This is a genomic window from Sphingomonas sp. P3_C5 (assembly GCF_056402635.1).
In genome coordinates this window covers 102,800-123,814 of sequence record NZ_JBFUHA010000004.1, presented here as the reverse complement: position 1 = coordinate 123,814, position 21,015 = coordinate 102,800, and the positions used below count along the sequence as shown (strand labels likewise).

Genomic DNA, 21,015 nt, shown 5'->3' with positions numbered 1-21,015 from the left:
GGCAGATTTGTGTCGCCATAAATGCAACCCGGATGCTATGCCACTCGTATGACTACCAGCGCATATCAATGTAACGGCTGCGGAATTTTCTGTCGGCCAAGAACACTGTGGTTCGCGGAGCCGTAACCTTGCTCGAAATTTTGGGACCAATTGTGCCGGATCACCGCCCCTCTGCGAACGATCGCGGCGTGGATATATCGTACCAGCTGATGGTTGCGGTAACACAGGCTCCGACCGCGTTCGTGATCTGCGACCCGCGTTTCCGTCCCATCTTCGCCAATCACGCCGCGCGCCAGCTTGTCGGCCTGTCGGCGACCGACGCCTTGCCGGCGCATCGCCTTGGCAAGCTGGTCTCCGCCTGCCCCCGGGGTCGGGAGGTGATCCGCGCTGCGCTGGCCGCGAACGGGCATTGGCAGGGTCGTCTACGGCTCCGCCTGCCAACGGTTTCAACCGAAGGGGTCGATGTTCATGCCACCCTCTCCTGCTTCGGTGCGGCTGAGACGCAGGCTGGCATCCTGATCAGCGCCACTATTCCTGACACCATGCCCGCGCGGGACGAGGATCTCATCCGTAGAAGCCAGCGGCTCAGCGAACGCGAACGCGACGTGGTTCTCGGCCTTTTGCAGGGTGGGTCGAACAAATCGGTCGGGCTCATGTTGAAGCTCAGCCCCCGCACGGTAGAATTTCATCGTGCGAAACTGATGCGGCGGTTCGGGGCCAAATCGCTGATGGGGCTGCGTGCCGCGATCCTGCTCGATGCCGCGCCCCCCGCCAGCGACAAGCGCTGACTGGCTGCAGAGTTCGCATAGGCGGCCGCCACATGTTCGTCTCCTTGCGCGGGGGCCGTTTATTTCCGGATCACACCCGCATCGATGATATGGTCGATCATCGCGTCGTCCACTTGCACCTGCCCGTCGAGCATCAGCATCGCCAGCCCGTGCGCAATCGCCCAGGCCTGGAGCGCAACCACCTGGGGATCGCCCCCCACCTCTTTCGCCAGCGCGGTGGCATTGGCGCGCAGGAATGCGAACGCGTCGTCCTCGGGCTGGCCAGCCAACAAATCCCCTTTTCCGGAATTGGCGAAGACGAGCCGAAACAGGGCCGGGTTGGCGAGCGCGAACCGGACATAAGCAGCTCCGGTCGCGCTGAACCCGGCAACCCCGCCGCCTGCCGCCTCCGATGCGGCCCGCTGCGCCACCGCCAGCCGCGCCAGCCCCTCGGCTGCCAGCGCGACCATCAGCGCCCGCTTGTCGGGGAAGTGGCGGTAAATCGCGGTCGGACTCACCCCCACTGACCGGGCAACCTCGCGCAAACCAAGGTCGTCCGCCGCGCGCGTCTCCAGCAAGGTCAGCCCAGCCTCGATCAGCGCAGCGCGCAGATCGCCGTGATGATAGCTTTTTTTCTCGAGCGCGGATTCGGATGTTGACACTGTTACCATCGAGTCGTATGTGAACATCGTCAACTTAGAGCTGGAGGCCGAAATGGCAAGCGTGATCGAGACCGCTATCCGCAGCACGGTGATGAAGGGCATCGAAGTCGTCGCCGATTTCAACCGCCAGCGCATGCCCCATGATGTCGAGCACCCCTTTCTCACCGGCATCCATAAGCCGATGACCGAGGAACTGACGCTCGAGGATCTGCCCGTCACCGGCACAATCCCCGCTGCGCTTGACGGCCGCTATCTCCGCATCGGCCCCAACCCGGTCGCACCCGACCCCGCCGGCTATCACTGGTTCACTGGCGACGGCATGGTCCACGGCGTGGCGGTAAAGGACGGCAAGGCGCTCTGGTATCGCAACCGCTGGATCCGCTCGAACGAGGTCGGCAAGGCGCGCGGCCAGGCGCCTGCCCCCGGGCCGCGTCATGGCAGCTTCGACACCGTCAACACCAATGTCATTGGCCTCGCCGGCCGCACCTTCGCGCTGGTCGAGGCCGGCAGCTATCCGGTCGAGCTTTCCGACACGCTCGACGAGCAGACCTATAATCCCTTCGACGATACGCTGGTCGGCAGCTTCACCGCTCATCCCCATCTCGACCCGCTGACCGGCGAACACCACGCCATCGCCTATGAAGCGACCGACCCCGACACCGTCCGTCACGTGGTCCTGTCACAAGAGGGGCTGGTGGTGCGCGAGGAGCCGATCGCGGTGAAGCATGGCCCTTCGATCCACGATTGTGCGATCACCCCGCGCTATGTGCTGGTGCTCGACCTGCCCGTCACCTTCTCGATGAAGGCACTGATCGGCGGCCACAGCTTCCCTTATCGCTGGAACGCAGATCATCAGCCGCGGATCGGGCTGCTCCCGCGCACGGCAAAAGGCAGCGAGACGATCTGGATCAATGTCGATCCCTGCTACATCTTCCATGTCGCCAACGCGTTCGACCTCCCCGACGGCCGCGTGGTGATGGACGCTGTCGTCTATGACACCATGTTCGCCGAGAGCCTGTCCGGCCCCGACGCGTCGTCGCGCGGGCTGGAGCGCTGGACGATCGATCCGGCGACCGGCGCCGTCGATCGCCGCACGATCGACCCCACGCCGCAGGAATTCCCCCGCCCGGACGAGCGCCGCTTCGGCCAACCTTATCGCTATGCCTATGCGATGGGACTGCCCGTCCACAGCCACGCCTTTATCGGCGAGACCTTCCTGCTCAAGCATGATCTCGAGACCGGCGGGCGCGAGGTGCATCAATTCGGCGAAGGACATTATCCCGGCGAGTTCGTGTTCGTGCCCGCATCGGCGGATGCGGCGGAGGATGAGGGCTGGCTGATCGGGCTGGTGGTCGATCTACCCAACGAGACGACTGACCTCGTGATCCTCGACGCGCAGGCCTTCGCTGGCGATCCCGTGGCCACCATCCGCATCCCTCACCGCGTGCCGCCTGGCTTCCACGGCAACTGGGTCGCAGCCTGATCGTCACCCCCGGCGAAAGCCGGGGGAGAGCAAGGGTTTCGCGAAAGCTGCCCCGCTTGCTTGGATTTAGTCCATCCGGGACCGAAGGGCACTCACCTCGATTCAAATATAGCCGCCGATCATGCAGGGTGGAATCGGACAGGGTGCTCCTCGGGCGCTCCATCCCGCTCTTTCTCAGCTTGAAGAATGCACTCTGATTGGCGCTGGCTGTTGTTCGCGGAACAGCCAGTCCGCTGGCTGTTATGCTGGCTGTTAGCTGGCTGTTAGCTGGCTGTTATTCGATAACAGCCAGACTGGTCATAAGCTGTTGGAATAGCGCAACAAATCTTCGCTAAAACTCCAACATAACAGCCAGCAAAAAAATTCACGTCGGAACAGCCAGAAACAGCCAGCACATCCCCTCTTTATTGGCCCCGACTCGCCCCTCGAAAGAGCTACGCTGCCCGCTCGACACACCTCGAAACTTTTCCTTGATTGCGCAAAGAGCCGATTTCCCGCAAGGAAACCGCCCTCACTCACCATTGGACTCGATGATCATGGCCGCCAAATGGGCCCCGGACAGCTGGACTCAAGCGGAAGCCCGCCAGCTTCCCAAATATCCGGACACCGCCGCGCTTGACGCCGCAACGGATACGCTCGCCAGCTTCCCCCCGCTCGTCTTTGCCGGCGAAGCGCGCAATCTTACCGCCGATCTGGCCAAGGTCGTCGAGGGCAAGGCCTTCCTGCTCCAGGGCGGCGATTGCGCCGAGAGCTTTGCTGAGCATAGCGCCAACAATATCCGCGACACCTTCCGCGTCATCCTGCAGATGGCGGTCGTGCTGACCTACGCGTCGAAGCTGCCGGTCGTGAAGCTCGGGCGCATGGCCGGCCAGTTCGCCAAGCCGCGCTCAGCCGATACCGAGGTTCAGGGCGGCGTCGAGCTCCCCGCTTATCGCGGCGATATCGTCAACGATATCGATTTCACCGCGGCTGGTCGCGCGCCAGATCCGCAGCGGATGATCCGCGCGTACAGCCAGTCGGCGGCGACGCTCAACCTGCTGCGCGCCTTTGCCAGCGGCGGTTACGCCAACCTCGCCCAGGTCCATCGCTGGACCCATGATTATATGGGCCGCAGCCCCTGGGCGAAGAAATATGCCGAGACAGCCGACCGGATCGGCGAGGCGCTCGAATTCATGGCCGCGTGCGGGATCAGCCCCGAGACCGTGCCACAGCTGGGCCAGACCAATTTTTACACCAGCCATGAGGCGCTGCTGCTCCGCTACGAGGAGGCGCTGACCCGGCAGGATTCACTGACCGGCGACTGGTACGACACCAGCGCGCATTTCCTGTGGATCGGCGATCGCACGCGCTTCGAGGGATCGGCGCATGTCGAGTTCCTGCGCGGTATCGGCAACCCGATCGGCATGAAATGCGGGCCGAGCCTCGAGCCCGATGCGCTGCTGCGCATGCTCGACACGCTCAACCCGGCACGCCAGCCCGGCCGGATGACGCTGATCACCCGCTACGGCCATGACAAGATCGAAGCGGGCCTGCCCAAGCTCGTTCGCGCGGTGTTGCGCGAGGGCCATCCGGTCGTGTGGAGCTGCGATCCGATGCACGGCAACGTCATCAAGGCCGCCAATGGCTACAAGACGCGGCCGTTCGACCGCATCCTGGCCGAGGTGCGCGGGTTCTTCGCCGTGCACCGTGCAGAGGGTTCGATCGCGGGTGGCATCCATGCCGAGATGACCGGACAGAATGTGACCGAATGCACCGGGGGTGCGGTCGACGTGACCGAGCAGTCGCTGGCCGATCGCTACCACACGCATTGCGATCCGCGGTTGAATGCGGGGCAGAGCCTGGAAATGGCGTTCCTGCTGGCCGAGATGCTCAATGTCGAGATGGCGGAGCGGCGGCGGGCGGCTGCGTAGCAGCCCCCCGGGGACGGCTTCAGTCCGGGTCTGCTACAACCGGGCGGGATTTTCTGTCGTCGTTGAACGCCGGCGGGGAAGATAGGAGTCCTGCCCGGCAAGGCGGGCATCCTGCCCGGCGATCCGCCCGACGGCGTTCAATTCGGCGACGCTCGCCACCATCTCCTGGGCAATGGGGTGGAGGAAGCGCAGTCCCGCAACCTGGTTCATCGACCACTTGACCACACCGCGCTGCTCGAGCCCGTTTTCAAGCACCACCTTGATCCGTGTCCCGGGCTCAAGGGTTCCGCTGTACGCGATCTTCATTCCGTTCCGCGAAATGTCGAGCGCGCGAATGGGTTGAATACCGTCGGGCGTCGCCGCAGTGCCGACCAGGCCGATCACCAGCCGCGGAGGCCGATGCGTGCGCGAGCCTTTCTCGCCCAGCGCCTCAAGCACGCTCGCGCTGTCGATGGGGTCGCTGAAATGGAGCCCGACATGGCCGGCATCCACCCAGATGATTTCGGCCGTCAGGGTGATCGCGTCGGACAAGGTGACGGCGATCTGCTCGCCAACGGCCACATCGAGGCCGGTTACCACCATCATGCCCTGGTCGGAGATATTCTTGACCCGACAAAGCCCCTCATCGGATTCGGTGGCGGCGGCGGCGAACAGGAAGACGGTGCAAAGACGCGTCTTGTTCCGGTGATCATCGCTTGGGCCGTCACCCGCGCCAAACTCTTCGCTAAAGGCGCTGGCGGTCTTCCGAGACGAGGCTTTCATGGCAACTCCCAAGCCAGTAATGTGCGCCAATCGGGCAGTTCGGCCAATGCGGGGTATGTACCTAGGTAATAATACGGAGGGCTGCTTGCGGCGCACCGGAAGCCGAACACAGAGCCTTGTTGCGCGGGCCAGCCGCCCGTGACATGCTATATCCTATAGGGTTTCGAAGGCCCATTGATAGGAGAAGCCGCAATGAAGCGCACCATGTTGCTCGCCACCATTGCGGCGCTGATCCCGATATCCGCCCCAGCCCAGATCGCCGTCTCCGCCAATGACGGCAAACAGCTTCGCCCCGGCGAGGCGGCGACGACCCGCACACCGGATACCATCTCGGCCATCGACCTGCGTAGCCACGCGCCCAAGGTGATCGGCACGGTCCACGCGCCAGCGAGCATGATCGGTCCGCCCGCTTCGGTCGCGGTCGCGCGGGATGGCAGTTTCGCGCTGGTGACGGCGGCGCAGCGGCTGAATGCCGCGGGTGAACTCGAACTCAACGACACGCTTTCAGTGATCGACCTCCGCGATCCAAAAGCGCCCAGGCTCATCCAGACCATCCAGGCCGGGCCCGGTGCGAGCGGGGTCACGATCAACCGCGCCGGCACCCTCGCGCTTGTCGCCAGCACGGGTGACGATGTGATCTCGGTCTTCTCGATCTCCGGCAAGCATCTTACCGCTGAAGGCAAGGTCCAGCTCCCGGCCAAAAGCCGCCCGACCGATGTCGATTTCGCGCCCTCGGGCAAGACAGCGCTCGCGGTCGCGCAAGGCTCGGGCCAGCTCATCGGGCTTTCGGTTGCCGGCAAGGCCGTGACGATCGACGGCAGCGTAAAGACTGGCGTGCAGCCTTATGGCGTCGCCTACAGCCCGGACGGACGCTTTGCCTACAACACCAATCTCGGCGGGCGCGAGCAACCGGCTGATGCGCTGAAGACGACTGGGCCACGCATCGGCACGGTCACTGCCGTCGACCTCAAGACTCAAGCCGTCACGGCTATCGATGTCGGCCTCACCCCCGAGCATCTCACGCTATCGGCCGACGGGAAATATATGGCTGTGGTGATCGCCAACGGCTCGGCCGCAGCGCCTGGGTCGCCTGGTTATAGTGAATTCGGCCTGCTCAAGCTCTATAGCGTCAAGGGCACGACGCTTACCCCGGTTGCGGAGGCGCATAGCGGCGGCTGGTGCCAGGGCGCGATCTTCAGCAGCGATGCAAAGACAGTGCTGCTCCAATGCGCGATGCCGCGCGACATCGAGGTCTATCGCTTCGACGGCAAGGCCCTGACCCGCGACGAGGCGGCAACGCTTAAGCTCGACAGCCGACCCGGCGCGATAGCGACCGCGACAAGCCGTTAGGGACGTGGCAGGATGCGTGCGTGACACCGGCCTGCATCGATGATTTCCGCCTCCTGGCGAAGGCACGGCTGCCGTCGTTCCTGTTCGACTATATCGATGGCGGTTCCTATTCGGAATCGACGATGCGGGCCAATGTGGCGGATCTGCAGCGGCTGAAGCTCCGCCAGCAGGTGATGCGCAACGTATCGCAGATTGACCTTTCCACTACCCTGTTCGGTCGCCCCGCCGCTCTGCCAGTCGCGCTCGCACCGATCGGACTTGCGGGCATGTACGCCAGGCGCGGGGAGGTTCAGGCGGCGCGCGCCGCAGAGAGCGCCGGCGTCCCTTTCATTCTCTCGGCCTCATCCTGTTGCGGCATGGAGGAAGTCGCGTCGGGGGTGACCCAGCCCCTCCTGTTCCAGCTCTATATGATCCGCGATCGCGGCTTCCTGAAGGAGATGCTCGCGCGGATCACCGCGCTCGGGGTGGAGACGCTGGTGCTGACGGTCGACCTGATCGTCCACAGCGCGCGCTACCGCGACGTGCGTTCGAGCCTCACCGGCTCGCAGGGAATGGGCGCGCGTCTTCGCCGTTTCGGCCAGATCGTCAGCCATCCCGGCTGGGCATGGGACGTGGGCCTGCGCKGGGGCCCGCACACGCTGGGCAATTTCGCGCCCTTGATGCCCGACGGTGCCGGGCTCGCCCAATTCACCCGCTGGGTCTCGCGCAACTTCGATCCCTCGATAACCTGGGCCGATCTCGACTGGATCCGCCAGCATTGGAGCGGCCAGCTGGCAATCAAGGGCGTGCTCGATCCCGCGGATGCGGTCGCGGCCTGTGACGCGGGCGCCTCGGCGATCATCGTCTCGAATCATGGCGGTCGCCAACTCGACGGGGCGCCCTCCACCATCGCGGCGCTGCCAGGGGTGGTGAAAGCGGTCGCGGGCCGCACAGACGTGTTGATGGACGGCGGCATCCGCTCAGGGATCGACGTCCTCCGGGCAATGGCGCTTGGCGCGAAAGGCGTGTTGCTCGGCCGCGCATGGGCCTATGCACTCGCGGCCCAGGGCGGCGCCGGCGTAGCGCGGATGCTCGATCTGCTGCACCACGAAATGGCCGTGGCGATGGCGTTGACCGGGCAGACCGACGTCAAACGGCTCGATCCGGAAATGCTGCTGGCCAGCATATAGATGCCAATAACGGCGCCCGTTTCAACACTCTATCTTGACGGTGAGGCGCCCTCACCGTAGATGCGCCGCTTCGCTCGCACGGCCCCTTCGTCTAGCGGTTAGGACGTCGCCCTCTCACGGCGAAAACACGAGTTCGATTCTCGTAGGGGTCACCAGCGTTTTCCATGACCTTACCAGCATGAGCTTCAGCGCGGGTGGCAAGCAGCTGCGCGTGTTTTCGGCACCCGTCAACTGAACGACACCTACGTGCGGGGGATCTCTATCTGGCCAATGAGGGAGTGTCCCGGCCGGCAAGCGTCACGCTCGCAGGAACGAGCCCGGGCGCGTGCATGGTCAAGGTCGCCTTTGCGGAACCACTTCCCAATCTCACGATCGCCTGGGCGTGACCATTAAACAGTCGCCTGTGCCAGGCCGCGGCAGGTGTGACGATCTGGAGATACGCGACATTGTTGCCGTGGTCGCCCAAAGCCTGGAGCGTGCCAAGCGCCTGTTCACCCTCCGGCACCACCAGAACGACCTCCGGAACACCATCGTCCTTGATCTTGACGGACCAACCCTCTCCATCCTTCCGCGCCTGGTCGGTCAGGTCGATGCCGTTCACGAACAGGCGCTGCCGACTTGCAAGAAGGGGGACAAACAAGATGCGTTGCGCGCCMGGCGTCAGCGATGCGGCATCGAGACGGCCCCGAAGCGCAAAGGTCTGCGGCGTCTTTGGGCCGGTGCCCGGCGGATACCAACGGAACGGATCGCGCCATGTGAGCTTCTCGACCTCCGGCATGGTCGACTGGTTCGGCGACACGTCGGCCATTTCCCAATTCCGAAAGCGGAGCACCGCAACGTCTGGGATGAACCGATCGGCTTCATGGCTGCCGGGATCGCCGTTGCCGACACCCATGATCTCCGCATCGCCCTCAACCGTGAAACTGACATCGTCCTGCGCCACGGGCACGATCCTGCCCTTAGGGTCACGCGCTGTCACATTTACGACCGCTATCCTGCCTCGGCCGTAAAGACCGGCAGGATATTCCACCGATTGTGAAAGGCTCCGGGGCAGACCCGCAGTCTCCACCGCGTCGCGCGCGACCGGCTTGCCCCTGCGATAGCTCACCGCCTCGACCTTGCCTGGCACATAAGGAACCAGCCATTCGGCATGGCCATTGGCCGGGATCGCCTTTCGACCCTGGCTGCGCCCATTCACGATCAACTCGGCCTCGTCGCCATTGGCATAGACCCAAAGAGGTATCGGCGTGCCTTCGCGCCCGCTCCAGGTCCAGTGACCGACGATATGCGCCATCGGCGTGTCGCTCCACTGGCTCTTGAGATACCAACCGCTGTCCTTGAACGCACCTGTGGTGTCGAGCATGCCGAACTGCGAGCTGATCGCCGGCCAGCCGAACGGCGTCGTCTCGCCGCGATAGTCGAAGCCGGTCCAGACGAACATGCCGGCCATCCATGGACGTTCGGCCACTGCCTGCCAGCCTTGCTGGATGCTGCTCGACTCGGTGGGCCGCTGCGGGCGGTCGAAGGCCGCCAGATGGACTGCATCGCGATCATCGAAATAGATGCCGCGCGTGGCGGTCGTCGCGCCTTCCTCGGTCATTGCGATCGGCGTTTCGGGACGCGCGCGGTGATAGGCGTCGGCATCGTGCTGCGAGCGGTAGTTGAAGCCCGCAACCTCGGTCACGGTAGCATTGCCGCTCTTGTCATTATTGGAGGTAGCCACCGTCGCCGGCCGCGTAGGATCGAGCTCGCGGACGCGCGCCTGCATCAGCCGGGTCAGCCGTGCGCCGATCTCCCTGCCCTCTATCGCCCATTCCTCATTGCCCACCGACCAGAGAATGACGGAAGGGTGATTGCGATCGCGCAGCACCATGCGATCGAGCTGGTCCCGCAATTCGGGTGTGGTGCCCATCATACGGTGCTCGTCGATCACCAGCATGCCCAGCCGGTCCGCCGCGTCGAGCAACTCGGGCGTCGGCGGGTTGTGTGACGCGCGATAGGCATTGCTGCCCATCGCCTTGAGCCGTTCAAGCCGATAGACCTGAATCTCGTCGGGCAACGCCACACCAAGACCAGCATGGTCCTGATGATTGTTGGTGCCCTTGAGCTTGATGTTCCGGCCGTTGAGCCAGAAGCCGCTGTTCGCATCCCAGCGGATCGTGCGCACGCCGAAGTTGGTGACGTAGCGATCGCGGATCGCCCCGCCTTCGCGCACTGTGGTGACGAGACGATGCAGCACCGGTGTCTCGATCGACCAGAGTTCCGCATTGGCGAGGGGTATCGTCGCAACGGTCTCCAGGCTAGTGCCCTGTGCCACGCGTTGCTCGGGGAGTGTGACAAGGGCCAGCCGCTTGCCCTGGGGCGAGAGAATCTCCTGCTCAACGGTGAAGCGGCGGTCACGGACATCTTCGTTGGCAATCGTCGCACGTGCCGTGATCTCGGCATCACGGCCTTTCACCTCGCTTGTGACGAAGCTGCCCCAATGCGCCACATGCAGCGGATCGGTCTTGGTGAGCCAGACGTGGCGGTAGATCCCCGCGCCCTCGTAGAACCAGCCCTCGAAGGTCGACGCATCGACCCGCACGACCAGCTCGTTCGTGCCATCATAGTCGAGATAGTCGGTCAGATCGTAGCGGAAGCTCGAATAGCCGCTATGCTCCTGGCCGATATAATGGCCGTTGAGCCACACGGTGGCGTTGCGGAATACGCCATCGAACTCAACCGCGACGCGCTTGCCGCGATCAGCCTTCGAAATCGTCAGGGATTTGCGATACCAGCCGATATCATGCTCGGGAAAGCCCGGCCCGATACTGCGCGACCCGTGTGCGGTGTGAGCGCGCGAATCGAACGGCACCTCCACGCCCCAATCGTGCGGCAGATCGATCCGACGCCAGGCACGATCATCGAACTTCGGGCTTGCCGGGCCGTCGCCATAACCGGCCTTGGCGAAAAAGAAATCGGCCGTGCCATGTCCGAAATCGCGCGCCGGATCGGTGGCATGACCAAGCGCGAAACGCCAATCGGCGTCGATGTTGATCCGTTCCCGTGGCGCTGGCGCCGCCACGGGTGCGGCGCTGCGATCCGTATCGGGCTCAGCCCGAGCGGGAGCGCAGCAGTAGAACGCCGCGAGGGCGAAAAGGAGCGCGCGTGCGGTGATCATGGATTGAGCCTTATCATAACAAGGAGCGCACTGCGCGCCATCGGTCAGAGGGCGGCCAGCAGCGAACACAGCGGCGACCGAAGGCGGGTACCGGTTTTCACCCCTTCCGTGACGAACCGTGCGTAACGCTGCGCGGCCCTGTCGTAGCGCGGCCACGTCGGCAGGCCTGTGGTGTTGGGATCGCCGGTCCGCGCGAAGTTGAGCCAATAGGGCCGCAACGACAGGCCCGCGGCAAAGCGCTTCTCCCCAAGCACAAAGGCGATTTCGGCACCGTGGCTGGTGCGCCCGCCATCGACTCCGATATCGAATTCGTAGCGCCAGACCGGCGCGCCACGAGCGGCAAGCAGGTCGGCGAGCCGCCCAGAGGGGCAGCGAAACAGCCGGTCCGTTTCATATTCCAGCTCGACATGACCGAGGCGAGGATCATCCTGCCTGTGCGGGTCATCGAGGCGGTAAAGCGCCCGCGCCCGCATGGCGCGATCGCCGAACGTGGCGCGCAACGCCTCATCCCAGCGCAGCTCACCTGGCCCGGGGCCAAATTCCGCGCGGTTGCTGCCTATGATCACGGGTATGGGCGGCGCCTTGGCGAGGAGCGACGGCAGCGGCTCCGGCAGCACGGCGCCATCGATCGTGGTGCGCAGCCAGAGATAGTCGTTGGTACGCAGCGTCGTGTCGGCAAGGCGGAGATCGGCAGCCAGCAGTTCGGCCACTGAGCGTGTCCGCAGAACCGAAAGTGAGCCGCCGGACGCAAGCAGGATGTCCGCCTGGTCACCGAGCGCGAGCGCGTCCTTGAGCGGCCGGGACGGCATGCCGAATCCCGGCGTGCCGCTCTCCATGATCGCATGCGCGAACAGGCCGCGCGCGTCGGGCGCGGCGAGCATCAGCGAAACGTCCTGAGACCCGGCTGACTCGCCGAAGATGGTTATCTTGTCCGGATCGCCGCCAAAGCGGGCGATGTTCGCCCTGACCCAGCGAAGCGCCGCGATCTGGTCCATCAGCCCATAATTGCCCGCGTGCCCGGCGGCTTCCAGGGCGCCGCCACGATGCGCGAGAAAGCCGAGGATGCCCAGCCGGTACTGGATTGCGACGAGCACCACGCCGCCCGACACGATCGAGGAGGTGACGGTTCCGCGTGCCGAGCCGGCGCGGTTCGAGCCGCCGTGAATCCACACCATCACCGGATGCTTGCCGCGAAGTGCTGGAGTCGCGACGTCGAGCGTCAGGCAGTCCTCTGACCCGTGCACATGGTCAGCATGATTCCAGCCATAGTCATTCTGTGGGCAGGCCGGCGCGTCGGGATTGTCCGGTCGGGTACCCTGCCACGCGATCACCGGCCGGGGCGCCCGCCAACGGCGATCCGCCAGCGGCGGCGCGGCAAAGGGGATACCGCGAAACAGCAACGGCGTTCCTAGCCCCGCGCTGCTGCCCGAGATTTCGCCTCCAGTCACCGCAACGCGCGGACCAGCTTCCGCTGGCGCGGCGAGCAACGCAAGTGCTGCGAGAATCATCGCACTGGTGCCGGATCGACATTCCAGCCCCGGACCATGAACGACGGCGCGCTGGTGATCGTCGCCGGGTACCGCACTTCGATCCTCCGGCGCTCGCCCGGCAGCAATGCGACGTAATTATCGCTGTAAAAGGCAGGCAGGATTCGTTCGCCGGCCGCGTTCTGCAGCGTCAGCTTGACGTTGAGCGCCGCAACCGTCCCCGGGTTGCTCAGCACCACGCCCACCGTCTTGTCCTTGCCATCCGTCACACCCGGCTCGACAGAGGCGTCGAGTACAACCTTCTGCAGGTCATTGAGAGCGCGGTAAGCCGCCGCGTCGCGACCACGCCAGTAGAAATTCTCCGACACCGGCGCGCCCGCGCCGTCGAACAGTTTGAGCGAAACCAGCACCACGCCATTGCCATTGAACAGAGCGTCCAGCGGCACGGGGGCAAGCGCGGTGGCGCGGTTGGCGAGCGCATCGACGGCATCGTCGCGCGTGAACAGCACGCGATTGTCGAGGCTGACAACGCGGGTGACCGCGCGCATTCCCTTGCGGTCCTCGCGGGTGGTGTTGAGCACGACCAGCTCGTTGCCGGGCAGGTTGAGCTGGACGTGGAGCGGCTCGGTCGCTTTCTTCGCGCCATAATATGCTGCGTGCGTGTCATAGTCCCAGCTGTAGATCTGCCACGCGTTGGACGACCAGGACGGGTGAGTCATCCACAGCAGCCGGCCCGTATTCTTGGTCCACAGATGCCCGAGGAACCCCTCATACATCGCCTTGTGCGTCTCGAGGTTCATCATCTGCGCCTTGCGCTCGAAATCCTCCAGACTGGTCGCCGGACCGAACATCGTCTCCAGCGCCTGCATGAACGTCTTCGTGTCGCCGTTCCCGGCGAAATGCCAGTCATGATAGGCGAGGGTATCGCTGAGCGGCCAACGATCGGCCTGCGGCACATAGGACCGGATCGATTCGAGCGTGGAGAGCGAAGGCGTCCCGGTCTCGACCGAAAAGCCGGTCGCGAGATCAGTGAAATAGCCGACCGGAGGGCGATAATTATAGGGCCCCGAACCCTGCAGGTTCACCACATTGGAGCTGCCGGTATACCAGCGCGTTCCGTCGAGCTGACTGACCGCATCATCCAGCCCCTCGTTCAGCATCGGATAGGGCACGCCCTCATTGCGACCGAACCACAGGACGATCGAGGGGTGGTTGCGATAGCGCGCGATCGTGTCGCGGGCATTGGCGAGGAACAGCTGCGGATCCTGCGGCTCGACCTGAAAATTCTGGGTGGATTGCCAGAAATCGTTGAGCACCATCAGGCCATATTCATCGGCGAGATCGTAGAATTGCGGCTCGGTATTGGTGCCCATCCAGTTGCGCACCACGTTCATGTGCGCTTCCTTCTCAAGCCGGAAATAGGGCTCGAGCCGGTCGCGATCGATGCGTTTCATCGCATCGTCCATGCCCCAGCTGCCGCCCCGCGCCGCGATCCTGACGCCGTTGACCCGGATCGCGAGATGCGGCTCGGGAATGGCCTCGTCAATCGCGGTGACCGCTGGCGACCGTTCGCCCGCGAGGGTCAGAGACTCGGCGAAGCCGCGAGGGCTTTCCTTGATCGCTTCGTGGCCGACCGCGATGAGCTTCTCGCCCTTCAGGCCGCCATCGGTGGTCTGGACGTTGACCCGGCGCAGAGCACCCTTGCTGTCGAAGAGCGAGAGGTCATAGCTTATTTCGCGAATGCCGAAGCGCACCGTCTTCGCGTCCGAGGGCCGGCCGCCAGCGACGACCGTGAACCGCATGTCGTGCAGCGCCTGCTCGCCATAGCCGTTCGGCCACCACAGCCTGGGATTTTGCACAGTGACCGGGTCGAACGATATGGTGGTCACCCCGGGGGCGACCGTAACGACCTTCTCGAGCCTGTATGTGTCGAAGCTGGCCTGCACCGTCACCTGGACGGGAGACGGCCCGATATTCTCCACCGGTACGGAGACATGCACGTCCGCGCTGTCGATGCGCGGCAGCGGCAGGTCAGTGACGATATGCGGATCCAGAAGGCGGATCGGCCCATGCGCCTCGAGCTCCACCGGCAGCCAGATTCCGGTGTTGCGATCCCGAATCCCCGGAATCCAGTCCCAACCTTCGGTAGCCACAAAGGTCGGCCCGTCGATCGCGAGCTGGCCGCCATTTTCACCCACCCCGCCCTTGATCGATTGCTCATGCGGGATTCCCGGGTGCGGTGGCGGAGAAACGCGGACGGCGACCACATTCGGACCGGCGACCGGCACGATATCGAAGCGGCCGCGGATGAACGCCCCGGTGGTATTGCCGAGCTTCGTACCGTTTACCCATATCTCGGACGCATAGTTGATCCCGTTGAAGACAAGGGTGAGCGTGCGCCCCGCGGCTTCGGATGGAACGTCGAAGCTGGTACGGTACCACCAGTCCTGTCGCGCCAGGCGCTCGGGAATCGCCATGTTGTTGAGGCCATAATAGGGATCGGGATAGACACCTCGATCGACAAGCGTCGTCAGCACAGTGCCCGGCACCGTCGCTACGCGCCAGCCGCTCGCATCGTAATCGGGTCGCGACAGCGCCGCCCCGCCTCGCGTGACGTCCGGCGCGCCTGCGAGCCGCCAGCCATTAACCTGCCAGCGCCCGGGCTCGATCGGCTGGAGCACCGGTATCGGCTTAACCGGAATGGCGCGGGGGGACGTGCCCGGCCCCTTTGCCTGCGGCAGGGTCCAGGGATCCTGCTGGCGCCACATGCCGGTGTTCGCATGCTTTTGCCATTCCCATCCAACGCCGACCCGCCACATCTGGACGAGATCGAAGTTCGGTGGCTTGTGGGCAGCTGCGCGGACGTCTTCGCCGGACCAGGCGGCGTCATCGATTGCAGCGTATACGAGCGATCCGCCGAAATGAGGCGCTCCCGCAAGCGCGGGCGCGATGCTTATGCGCGGCCTCACCGCTGTCGAACGCTCCATCGCTATCGGTTTGCCGCGAAGCTGGCCGTCCACGTACAGCCTGAGCACTGACCCGTCATAGACAGCGGTGACATGGGTCCACCGGTTGCGCGCGAGCGCTCTGGTGTCGGTGAACCGGTGCGAACCGTCCACCAGCTCAAGCTTTCCGTCATTCAGCGCGAGGGCACGGTACTGTGCAGCGATGTCGCCGAGCGCGACCAGGAGCACCCGCCCGGATTGTATCGCGTCGGTTCGCACCCATGTCGACACTGTATAGGGCGCACCGGCCTGCACCAGCGCATCGGCGCCGCTGATCTCGCGTTCGATTCCGATACCGCCCTGCAGGAAGGCGGCGTTGAAGGGACCGGCTTTGTCCGGGATCCTCGCCATCGCTGGAAACATCGGGGCGGCGGCCAGCAATAGCCCCAGTACGAGCCTGCGCATTTCGTCTCTCCCCGGGGGGCGCATACCTTGATGGTCCGTCGCCATGTCGGGCGAGAAAAGCAGCACACGAAAATAAATACAACAAATTTATGAATTGGTCGGGCGCGGATGTGGAGCGTGCCGCGGACGCCTGGGCTTGCAACGCGACGCGCGCCCGACCAAGAGTTCGCGCCAGGCAAAACCACTTGCCCAAACCGGAGCTGGGACAGTGCCAGAATGACGACCATGCCGCCGGGCCCGAACCCATGAACCGACCGGCTGGACCGATCCGGCTGTCCGGCACCAACCTGGAACGTGCAGCCGATCACAATCAGCGGGTGACCCTGCATGCGATCCGCGTGACCGGTTCATTGACCCGCATCGATCTCGCGAACATCACGGGGCTGACGCCGCCGGCGATCGCGAACATCACCAAACGCCTGCTCGCTGACGGATTGATTGCCGAAGCAGGTCGCCGGAGGGGCGGCCGCGGCCAGCCGCCGACCAAGCTCGTGATCAACGCGACTGCCTGCTACGCGGTGGGCATCAATGTCGACCGCGACCATATCACGGTGGTCATCGTCAATTTTCTCGGCGAGACTGTCGCCCGGATCAGCCGCGAGGTGGAGTTCGCGCTGCCGGCCGATGTGAAAGCATTCTATAAGAGCGAGATCGCGCGCCTCATCGAGATCGCGAAGATCGACCCCGAGCGGATCGTCGGCGTAGGCGTCGCGCGCCCTGACGATCTCGGCTCGGTCGATCTGTCCGATCGGCCCGACGCCTATGTCGAATGGAACAATGTCGACCTTGTCAGTCTGTTCGCGGATCCCCTCGGCCTTCCGGTGTTCGTCGAGAATGATGCCGCGGCGGCCGCCATGGGAGAGCTTCAACTGGGCCTTGGGCAGCAAGCCTCGAGCTTCTTCTACATTCTTATCTCATGGGGGCTCGGCGGTGGTCTCGTCATCGACGGCGCCTATTATCGCGGTGCCAATGGCAGAAGCGGCGAAATCGGTTTCCTGCCCGCCGATGCGGGCAAGAAAGCACGCGAACCCGTGCAGCGTCTGGTTTCGTTGTCTGGCTTGTCGATCTTGCTGCACGAGGAAGGCTATCAGGTCACTGACATGCTGCACGAGGTCGTAGACTCACGGTTGAGCGCGCTGATCAACCGCTGGATCGACGGCGCTGTCGAGCAGCTGGTCGAGCCCCTTATCTCGATCAACTGCCTGATAAACCCGGCAGCGGTCTTCATCGGCGGCAGGCTGCCGAAGACTTATGTGAACCGCATGGCCGAACAACTGAATCAGGTGCTGCGGGAGCGCGCGGTCAACGTACCCGCGCTGGCGCCGGTGCGACGTGCGATGCTTGCGGAGGATGCGCCTGCGGTCGGTGCGGCGATCCTGCCGTTCAGCCACTTCCTCCTTCCCAAGCCCAATGCGCTGTGGAAGCCCTCGACGACGGGGAGAACCGAGATGAGCATCTCGACAGGCAGCTAGCGCCATCAATCCACAACCGCTCTTCCCCCGTTGTAAAACCTTGGATCAGCCACCCCCGCCCGCCGTTAGCGCACGATAAGATAATCGCCGGAACGCCACCTTCCCATCACCAGCGGCGAACATACCGGGGCGCAGGCTGAGGAAGCCGTCCGCGACATTGTGGTTATAACCCGAAACCTCGAAGGATCGCTCCTTGGTCCAGCGCGCTCCGTCGGCGCTGTAGAAGAAGGTCGCGATATTCTCCTCGTTGCGGACGCGCAGATACAATCGCCGGGACGAGGTCGGGCCACCCGGCGGCCATCGTTCTTCCTGCCCGATCCGATAGGCGTGCAACCTACCCTCGCTGAGGCCAATGCCGCAGAACATCTTCTCGTTATAGAAAAGCAGCAGCCCGCCGTGAGCAGTGCCTTCGATCTCGACTTCGACCGTCACCTCATAGGATCGGTCACCCGCGACGAAGAGCAGCGGTGATGAATCGGCCGGGCCTGCCCCCTGCCCCGAAAGACGCAATGTGCCTGAACTCAACTGCGCCCGATCCGAATCCGGTCGCGGAGAGTAAAAGGCGAGCTTGGTCGTGAGGGCGTCCGCTCCGAAGCCCGACAGGGCGACACCATGCGCTCCCGACGGCGCGCCCTTCGGCTTGACCAACGACTGCGACAGATCGCCGCCGAGCGCGCGCGGCCATCCATCGGCCGTCCATTCGATTGGCTCGAGCAACATCTGGCGGCCGAGCGTGCGGAAGCCGTTCTCATAGCCGTGATAGACAAGCCACCAGTCCCCCGCCGGCCCCTGAACCGGCGTGGCATGTCCGCGCGACCACCAGGGTTCATGGGCGCTCCTTGTGCGGACGATGGGGTTCTGCGGGCAATTCTCCCAGGGACCGTGGATCGACCGCGAGCGCGCGACCACCACCATGTGGCTGGTGGGCGGCCCCGCCGTGCCGCCCTGCCCCGAGAACATGTAGAACCAGCCGTCCTTGTGGAGGAGCTTCGGGCCTTCGAGCGCGAAGCCTTCAATGATCCAGTCCTCCGGGATCGGCCAGCCATTATAGACATGCTCCACCGAACCCGTGGCTGACAGTCCGTCATCGCTGAGGCGGACGCGGCTGCCGCCGTTGAAGAACAGGTAGCGCTTGCCGTCCTCTCCCACGATGTGGCCGGGATCGATATGGCCATCGAGCTTCATGTCGATCGGGTCGCTCCACGGACCGCGCATGCTGTCCGCGTGAATCACCCAGGTCTTGAGCGGCCGGCTCGAGTCCGCCGGATCGAGCGCCGGTACATAGATGAAGTAGCGACCGTCATGCTTCGCGATGTCGAGCGCCCAGACTATACCGATATTCTTCGTCAGCGCAGCCGCGAGCGGGGTCCAGTTGACCAGGTCGCGCGAATGCCAGATCGGAACCCCCGGATAATAAGAGAAGGACGAGAAGGTGGCGTAATAGTCCTCGCCATCCTTCAGCACGTTGGGATCCGGGTGATCGCCGGCGATCACCGGGTTGAGATAGCGCCCATTGCCGAGATCCGCCTTGCGTTGCCCTTCGATTCCGGTCGCCCACGCCACCTCCCGACTTCCGCAAGCGCCTGCTATTGCGGGACGCGAGCGGCTCTCCGTGCGAGCGGGCAATGCAAGCGCGCCGGCCGAAGCCAGCGCCAAGCCCAGAGTTTGGCGTCGTGTGGCGTCCATTCGAGTAGTTCCTTCTTGCAGCGGATCGCCCCTGATCAGCGATAGCGGCCCATCGTCACCTTCAGCACCTGCGGCCTGTCGATAAGGTTCAAGCCATAGTCGGTCTGGTCGCCGTTCCAGACCCGCTGCACAATCCAGCGGCCATTCTCCAAACGACCTTCCTCAGCGCGGAGCATCATCGCGTTCGGTGCCGTGCCAGGCGCCGGATCGATCGAAAAGCGGACATGGTCCCCCATGATCAGGAACTCGTTCGCTGAGAGCTGCGCGACGGCGATGCCGCCGACCGGCTCTTTGGCCCAGGGCGGCGCATCGTCCTTGGGCGAGTTTCTTTGCCTGGAGCCGAACTGCCACTCGCCCCAGGAGGCATTGATCATCCAGTCGCCCATTCGTGTCGACCGCGGAGTCCCGTCATCGGGCTTGGCCACGCCCCATGTCGGCTTTTCGAAAGCGATCCGCGCCCAATCGCGCATCATCGATCCGACAGCCGTATAGGGCAAAGCAAACGCGTCGAGCGCCTCGGGCGAGAGATCCTTCGAACCCAGCGGATAGTTGAAATAGCCAGTGCCATCCATGCCGAACGGGGAGAACCCGATCGCTCCCCGCCCGATCGCCGGCCAGAAGAAGCGTGCGAAGGACCGGCTGTTGCCGATCTCGGGCACCATCAGCGCATTGTCGGCGCGCGCATATTTTTCGAGATATTGTTCAACATTGGCGGGGTTGCCGTCATAAATGTCTGGCGCGCCGAAATCGATCGCTGGCGCGGCCACCTTCCAGATGTCGAGCACATCGTGCTGCGGACCACCGCTCGAGACGCCGTTAGGGTCAGCCACACCGGTGCCGGCAAGGGCAGCGTTGACGTACATGGGCAGCGGTTTCACCGCCTTGCCGGCCGCGGCGACCGCATTGACGTAAGATGCGAGGTGCCAGGTGTAGAAGGCGCGGTCGGCCTGCGGCCCGAAAGCCTCGGCCCAGGTGCCGTGCTTGCCCGTCCGCTTCGCCAGGTCAGGCGGAATCGCCCTGGCGAACTGCGTGTTGGCGGAAGCCGAGAAGTCGCGGACATTGCCATAGCTGCCCGTCTCGTTCTCGACCTGAACGAGGATCACGGTGTTCTGCGGATCGTGATCGCGCAGATAGGTCATCAGGCGCGTAAAGGCGCGCTTATCCGCCTCCAGCGTGCCCGTGCCGTGTGCGGTCAGCGCATAGTGATCCTTGCCGTCGCGCGTCTTCATGCGCGGGAAGCGGCGGTTATCGAGCTTGACCCAGTCGGGCACATAGGCGGGCCCGGTATTCTTCCATGTCCCGAACCAGAGCAGCACGACCCGCTTGTCGTGCGTGCGCGCTTCGTCGAGCAATGTCTGCAGAAACGAAAAGTCGAACTTACCTTCCTCCGGCTCGATCTGCTGCCAGGCGATCGGCACCTCGATCGTGTTCGCGTGGATGCGATCGAGCACTGGCCACGCAGTCGCCAACGGCGGCGCATAATTGCTCGAATTGTTGACCTGCGCGCCCAGCATGAAGAACGGCGCGCCGTCGACGATCAGCGCGTGCCGCCCGTTCCTGCTTTCGAGGTGCGGCAACGGCGTGGCGGTCTGGGCCAGCGCTGCGGTGCTCGATGTCAGCAGCCCTAAGGCCAGGCTCAGATTTCGGATCATTCAATTCCCTTTGTCTCGCCCGAAACCTCAGGCGGTCTTTGCTCC

At 64.2% G+C, this 21,015-nt stretch carries 13 protein-coding genes and 1 tRNA gene; 7 read left to right on the top strand and 7 right to left on the bottom strand.

The window, feature by feature from the left end:
* The first annotated feature begins 188 nt into the window (after positions 1-188).
* Entirely contained in the window at positions 189-788 is a 600-nt protein-coding gene (locus AC1DVS_RS11765) for a LuxR C-terminal-related transcriptional regulator (RefSeq protein WP_478023182.1), read from the top strand.
* A gap of 59 nt (positions 789-847) precedes the next feature.
* On the opposite strand, the gene AC1DVS_RS11760 is transcribed toward AC1DVS_RS11765, so the two are convergent.
* Complete coding sequence (locus AC1DVS_RS11760; protein ID WP_478023180.1) at positions 848-1,456, bottom strand: TetR/AcrR family transcriptional regulator; 609 nt, start codon at positions 1,454-1,456, stop codon at positions 848-850.
* A 25-nt stretch (positions 1,457-1,481) separates the two neighbouring features.
* On the opposite strand from AC1DVS_RS11760, the gene AC1DVS_RS11755 reads away from it, so the two are divergent.
* Both AC1DVS_RS11755 and AC1DVS_RS11750 read left to right on the top strand, forming a co-directional pair.
* On the top strand, positions 1,482-2,912 hold the full coding sequence (locus AC1DVS_RS11755; protein WP_478023178.1) for an 8'-apo-carotenoid 13,14-cleaving dioxygenase: 1,431 nt from the start codon (positions 1,482-1,484) through the stop codon (positions 2,910-2,912).
* Between the two features lie 536 nt (positions 2,913-3,448).
* Positions 3,449-4,822: a class II 3-deoxy-7-phosphoheptulonate synthase gene (locus tag AC1DVS_RS11750; RefSeq protein ID WP_478023176.1), complete on the top strand. Its 1,374-nt coding sequence runs from the start codon at positions 3,449-3,451 to the stop codon at positions 4,820-4,822.
* 33 nt (positions 4,823-4,855) lie between these two features.
* On the opposite strand, the gene AC1DVS_RS11745 is transcribed toward AC1DVS_RS11750, so the two are convergent.
* Complete coding sequence (locus tag AC1DVS_RS11745) at positions 4,856-5,680, bottom strand: PilZ domain-containing protein (RefSeq protein ID WP_478023174.1); 825 nt, start codon at positions 5,678-5,680, stop codon at positions 4,856-4,858.
* A gap of 96 nt (positions 5,681-5,776) precedes the next feature.
* Here AC1DVS_RS11745 and AC1DVS_RS11740 point away from each other — a divergent pair, with 96 nt between their 5' ends.
* The 3 genes from AC1DVS_RS11740 to AC1DVS_RS11730 all read left to right on the top strand — a co-directional run bounded on the left by AC1DVS_RS11740 (position 5,777) and on the right by AC1DVS_RS11730 (position 8,258).
* On the top strand, positions 5,777-6,934 hold the full coding sequence (locus tag AC1DVS_RS11740) for a lactonase family protein (RefSeq protein WP_478023172.1): 1,158 nt from the start codon (positions 5,777-5,779) through the stop codon (positions 6,932-6,934).
* Positions 6,935-6,954: 20 nt separating this feature from the next.
* Positions 6,955-8,103 carry an L-lactate dehydrogenase gene (locus tag AC1DVS_RS11735; RefSeq protein ID WP_478023170.1) on the top strand — a complete coding sequence of 383 codons (1,149 nt, stop codon included), beginning with the start codon at positions 6,955-6,957 and terminating at the stop codon, positions 8,101-8,103.
* An 80-nt stretch (positions 8,104-8,183) separates the two neighbouring features.
* A tRNA-Glu gene (locus tag AC1DVS_RS11730) sits at positions 8,184-8,258 on the top strand.
* A 104-nt stretch (positions 8,259-8,362) separates the two neighbouring features.
* On the opposite strand, the gene galA is transcribed toward AC1DVS_RS11730, so the two are convergent.
* The 3 genes from galA to AC1DVS_RS11715 are packed head-to-tail and all read right to left on the bottom strand — an operon-like array spanning position 8,363 to position 16,160.
* Positions 8,363-11,263, bottom strand: coding sequence for a beta-galactosidase GalA (gene galA / locus AC1DVS_RS11725; RefSeq protein WP_478023168.1), 2,901 nt, complete (start codon positions 11,261-11,263; stop codon positions 8,363-8,365).
* 44 nt (positions 11,264-11,307) lie between these two features.
* The gene (locus tag AC1DVS_RS11720) at positions 11,308-12,771 is read right to left on the bottom strand and encodes a carboxylesterase/lipase family protein (RefSeq protein WP_478023166.1); all 1,464 of its coding nucleotides are present in this window, start codon (positions 12,769-12,771) and stop codon (positions 11,308-11,310) included.
* The gene (locus tag AC1DVS_RS11715) at positions 12,768-16,160 is read right to left on the bottom strand and encodes a glycosyl hydrolase 2 galactose-binding domain-containing protein (protein WP_478023164.1); all 3,393 of its coding nucleotides are present in this window, start codon (positions 16,158-16,160) and stop codon (positions 12,768-12,770) included. Before AC1DVS_RS11715 ends, AC1DVS_RS11720 begins: the two co-directional genes overlap by 4 nt.
* Positions 16,161-16,405: 245 nt before the next feature.
* Here AC1DVS_RS11715 and AC1DVS_RS11710 point away from each other — a divergent pair, with 245 nt between their 5' ends.
* Positions 16,406-17,632 (top strand): ROK family transcriptional regulator, encoded by a 1,227-nt coding sequence (locus AC1DVS_RS11710; RefSeq protein WP_478023162.1) that lies wholly within the window; start codon positions 16,406-16,408, stop codon positions 17,630-17,632.
* A 45-nt stretch (positions 17,633-17,677) separates the two neighbouring features.
* Here AC1DVS_RS11710 and AC1DVS_RS11705 read toward each other — a convergent pair whose 3' ends face one another.
* Positions 17,678-19,318 (bottom strand): family 43 glycosylhydrolase, encoded by a 1,641-nt coding sequence (locus AC1DVS_RS11705; RefSeq protein ID WP_478023160.1) that lies wholly within the window; start codon positions 19,316-19,318, stop codon positions 17,678-17,680.
* A 35-nt stretch (positions 19,319-19,353) separates the two neighbouring features.
* Positions 19,354-20,970 carry a DUF5597 domain-containing protein gene (locus tag AC1DVS_RS11700; protein WP_478023158.1) on the bottom strand — a complete coding sequence of 539 codons (1,617 nt, stop codon included), beginning with the start codon at positions 20,968-20,970 and terminating at the stop codon, positions 19,354-19,356.
* Positions 20,971-21,015 lie beyond the last annotated feature (45 nt).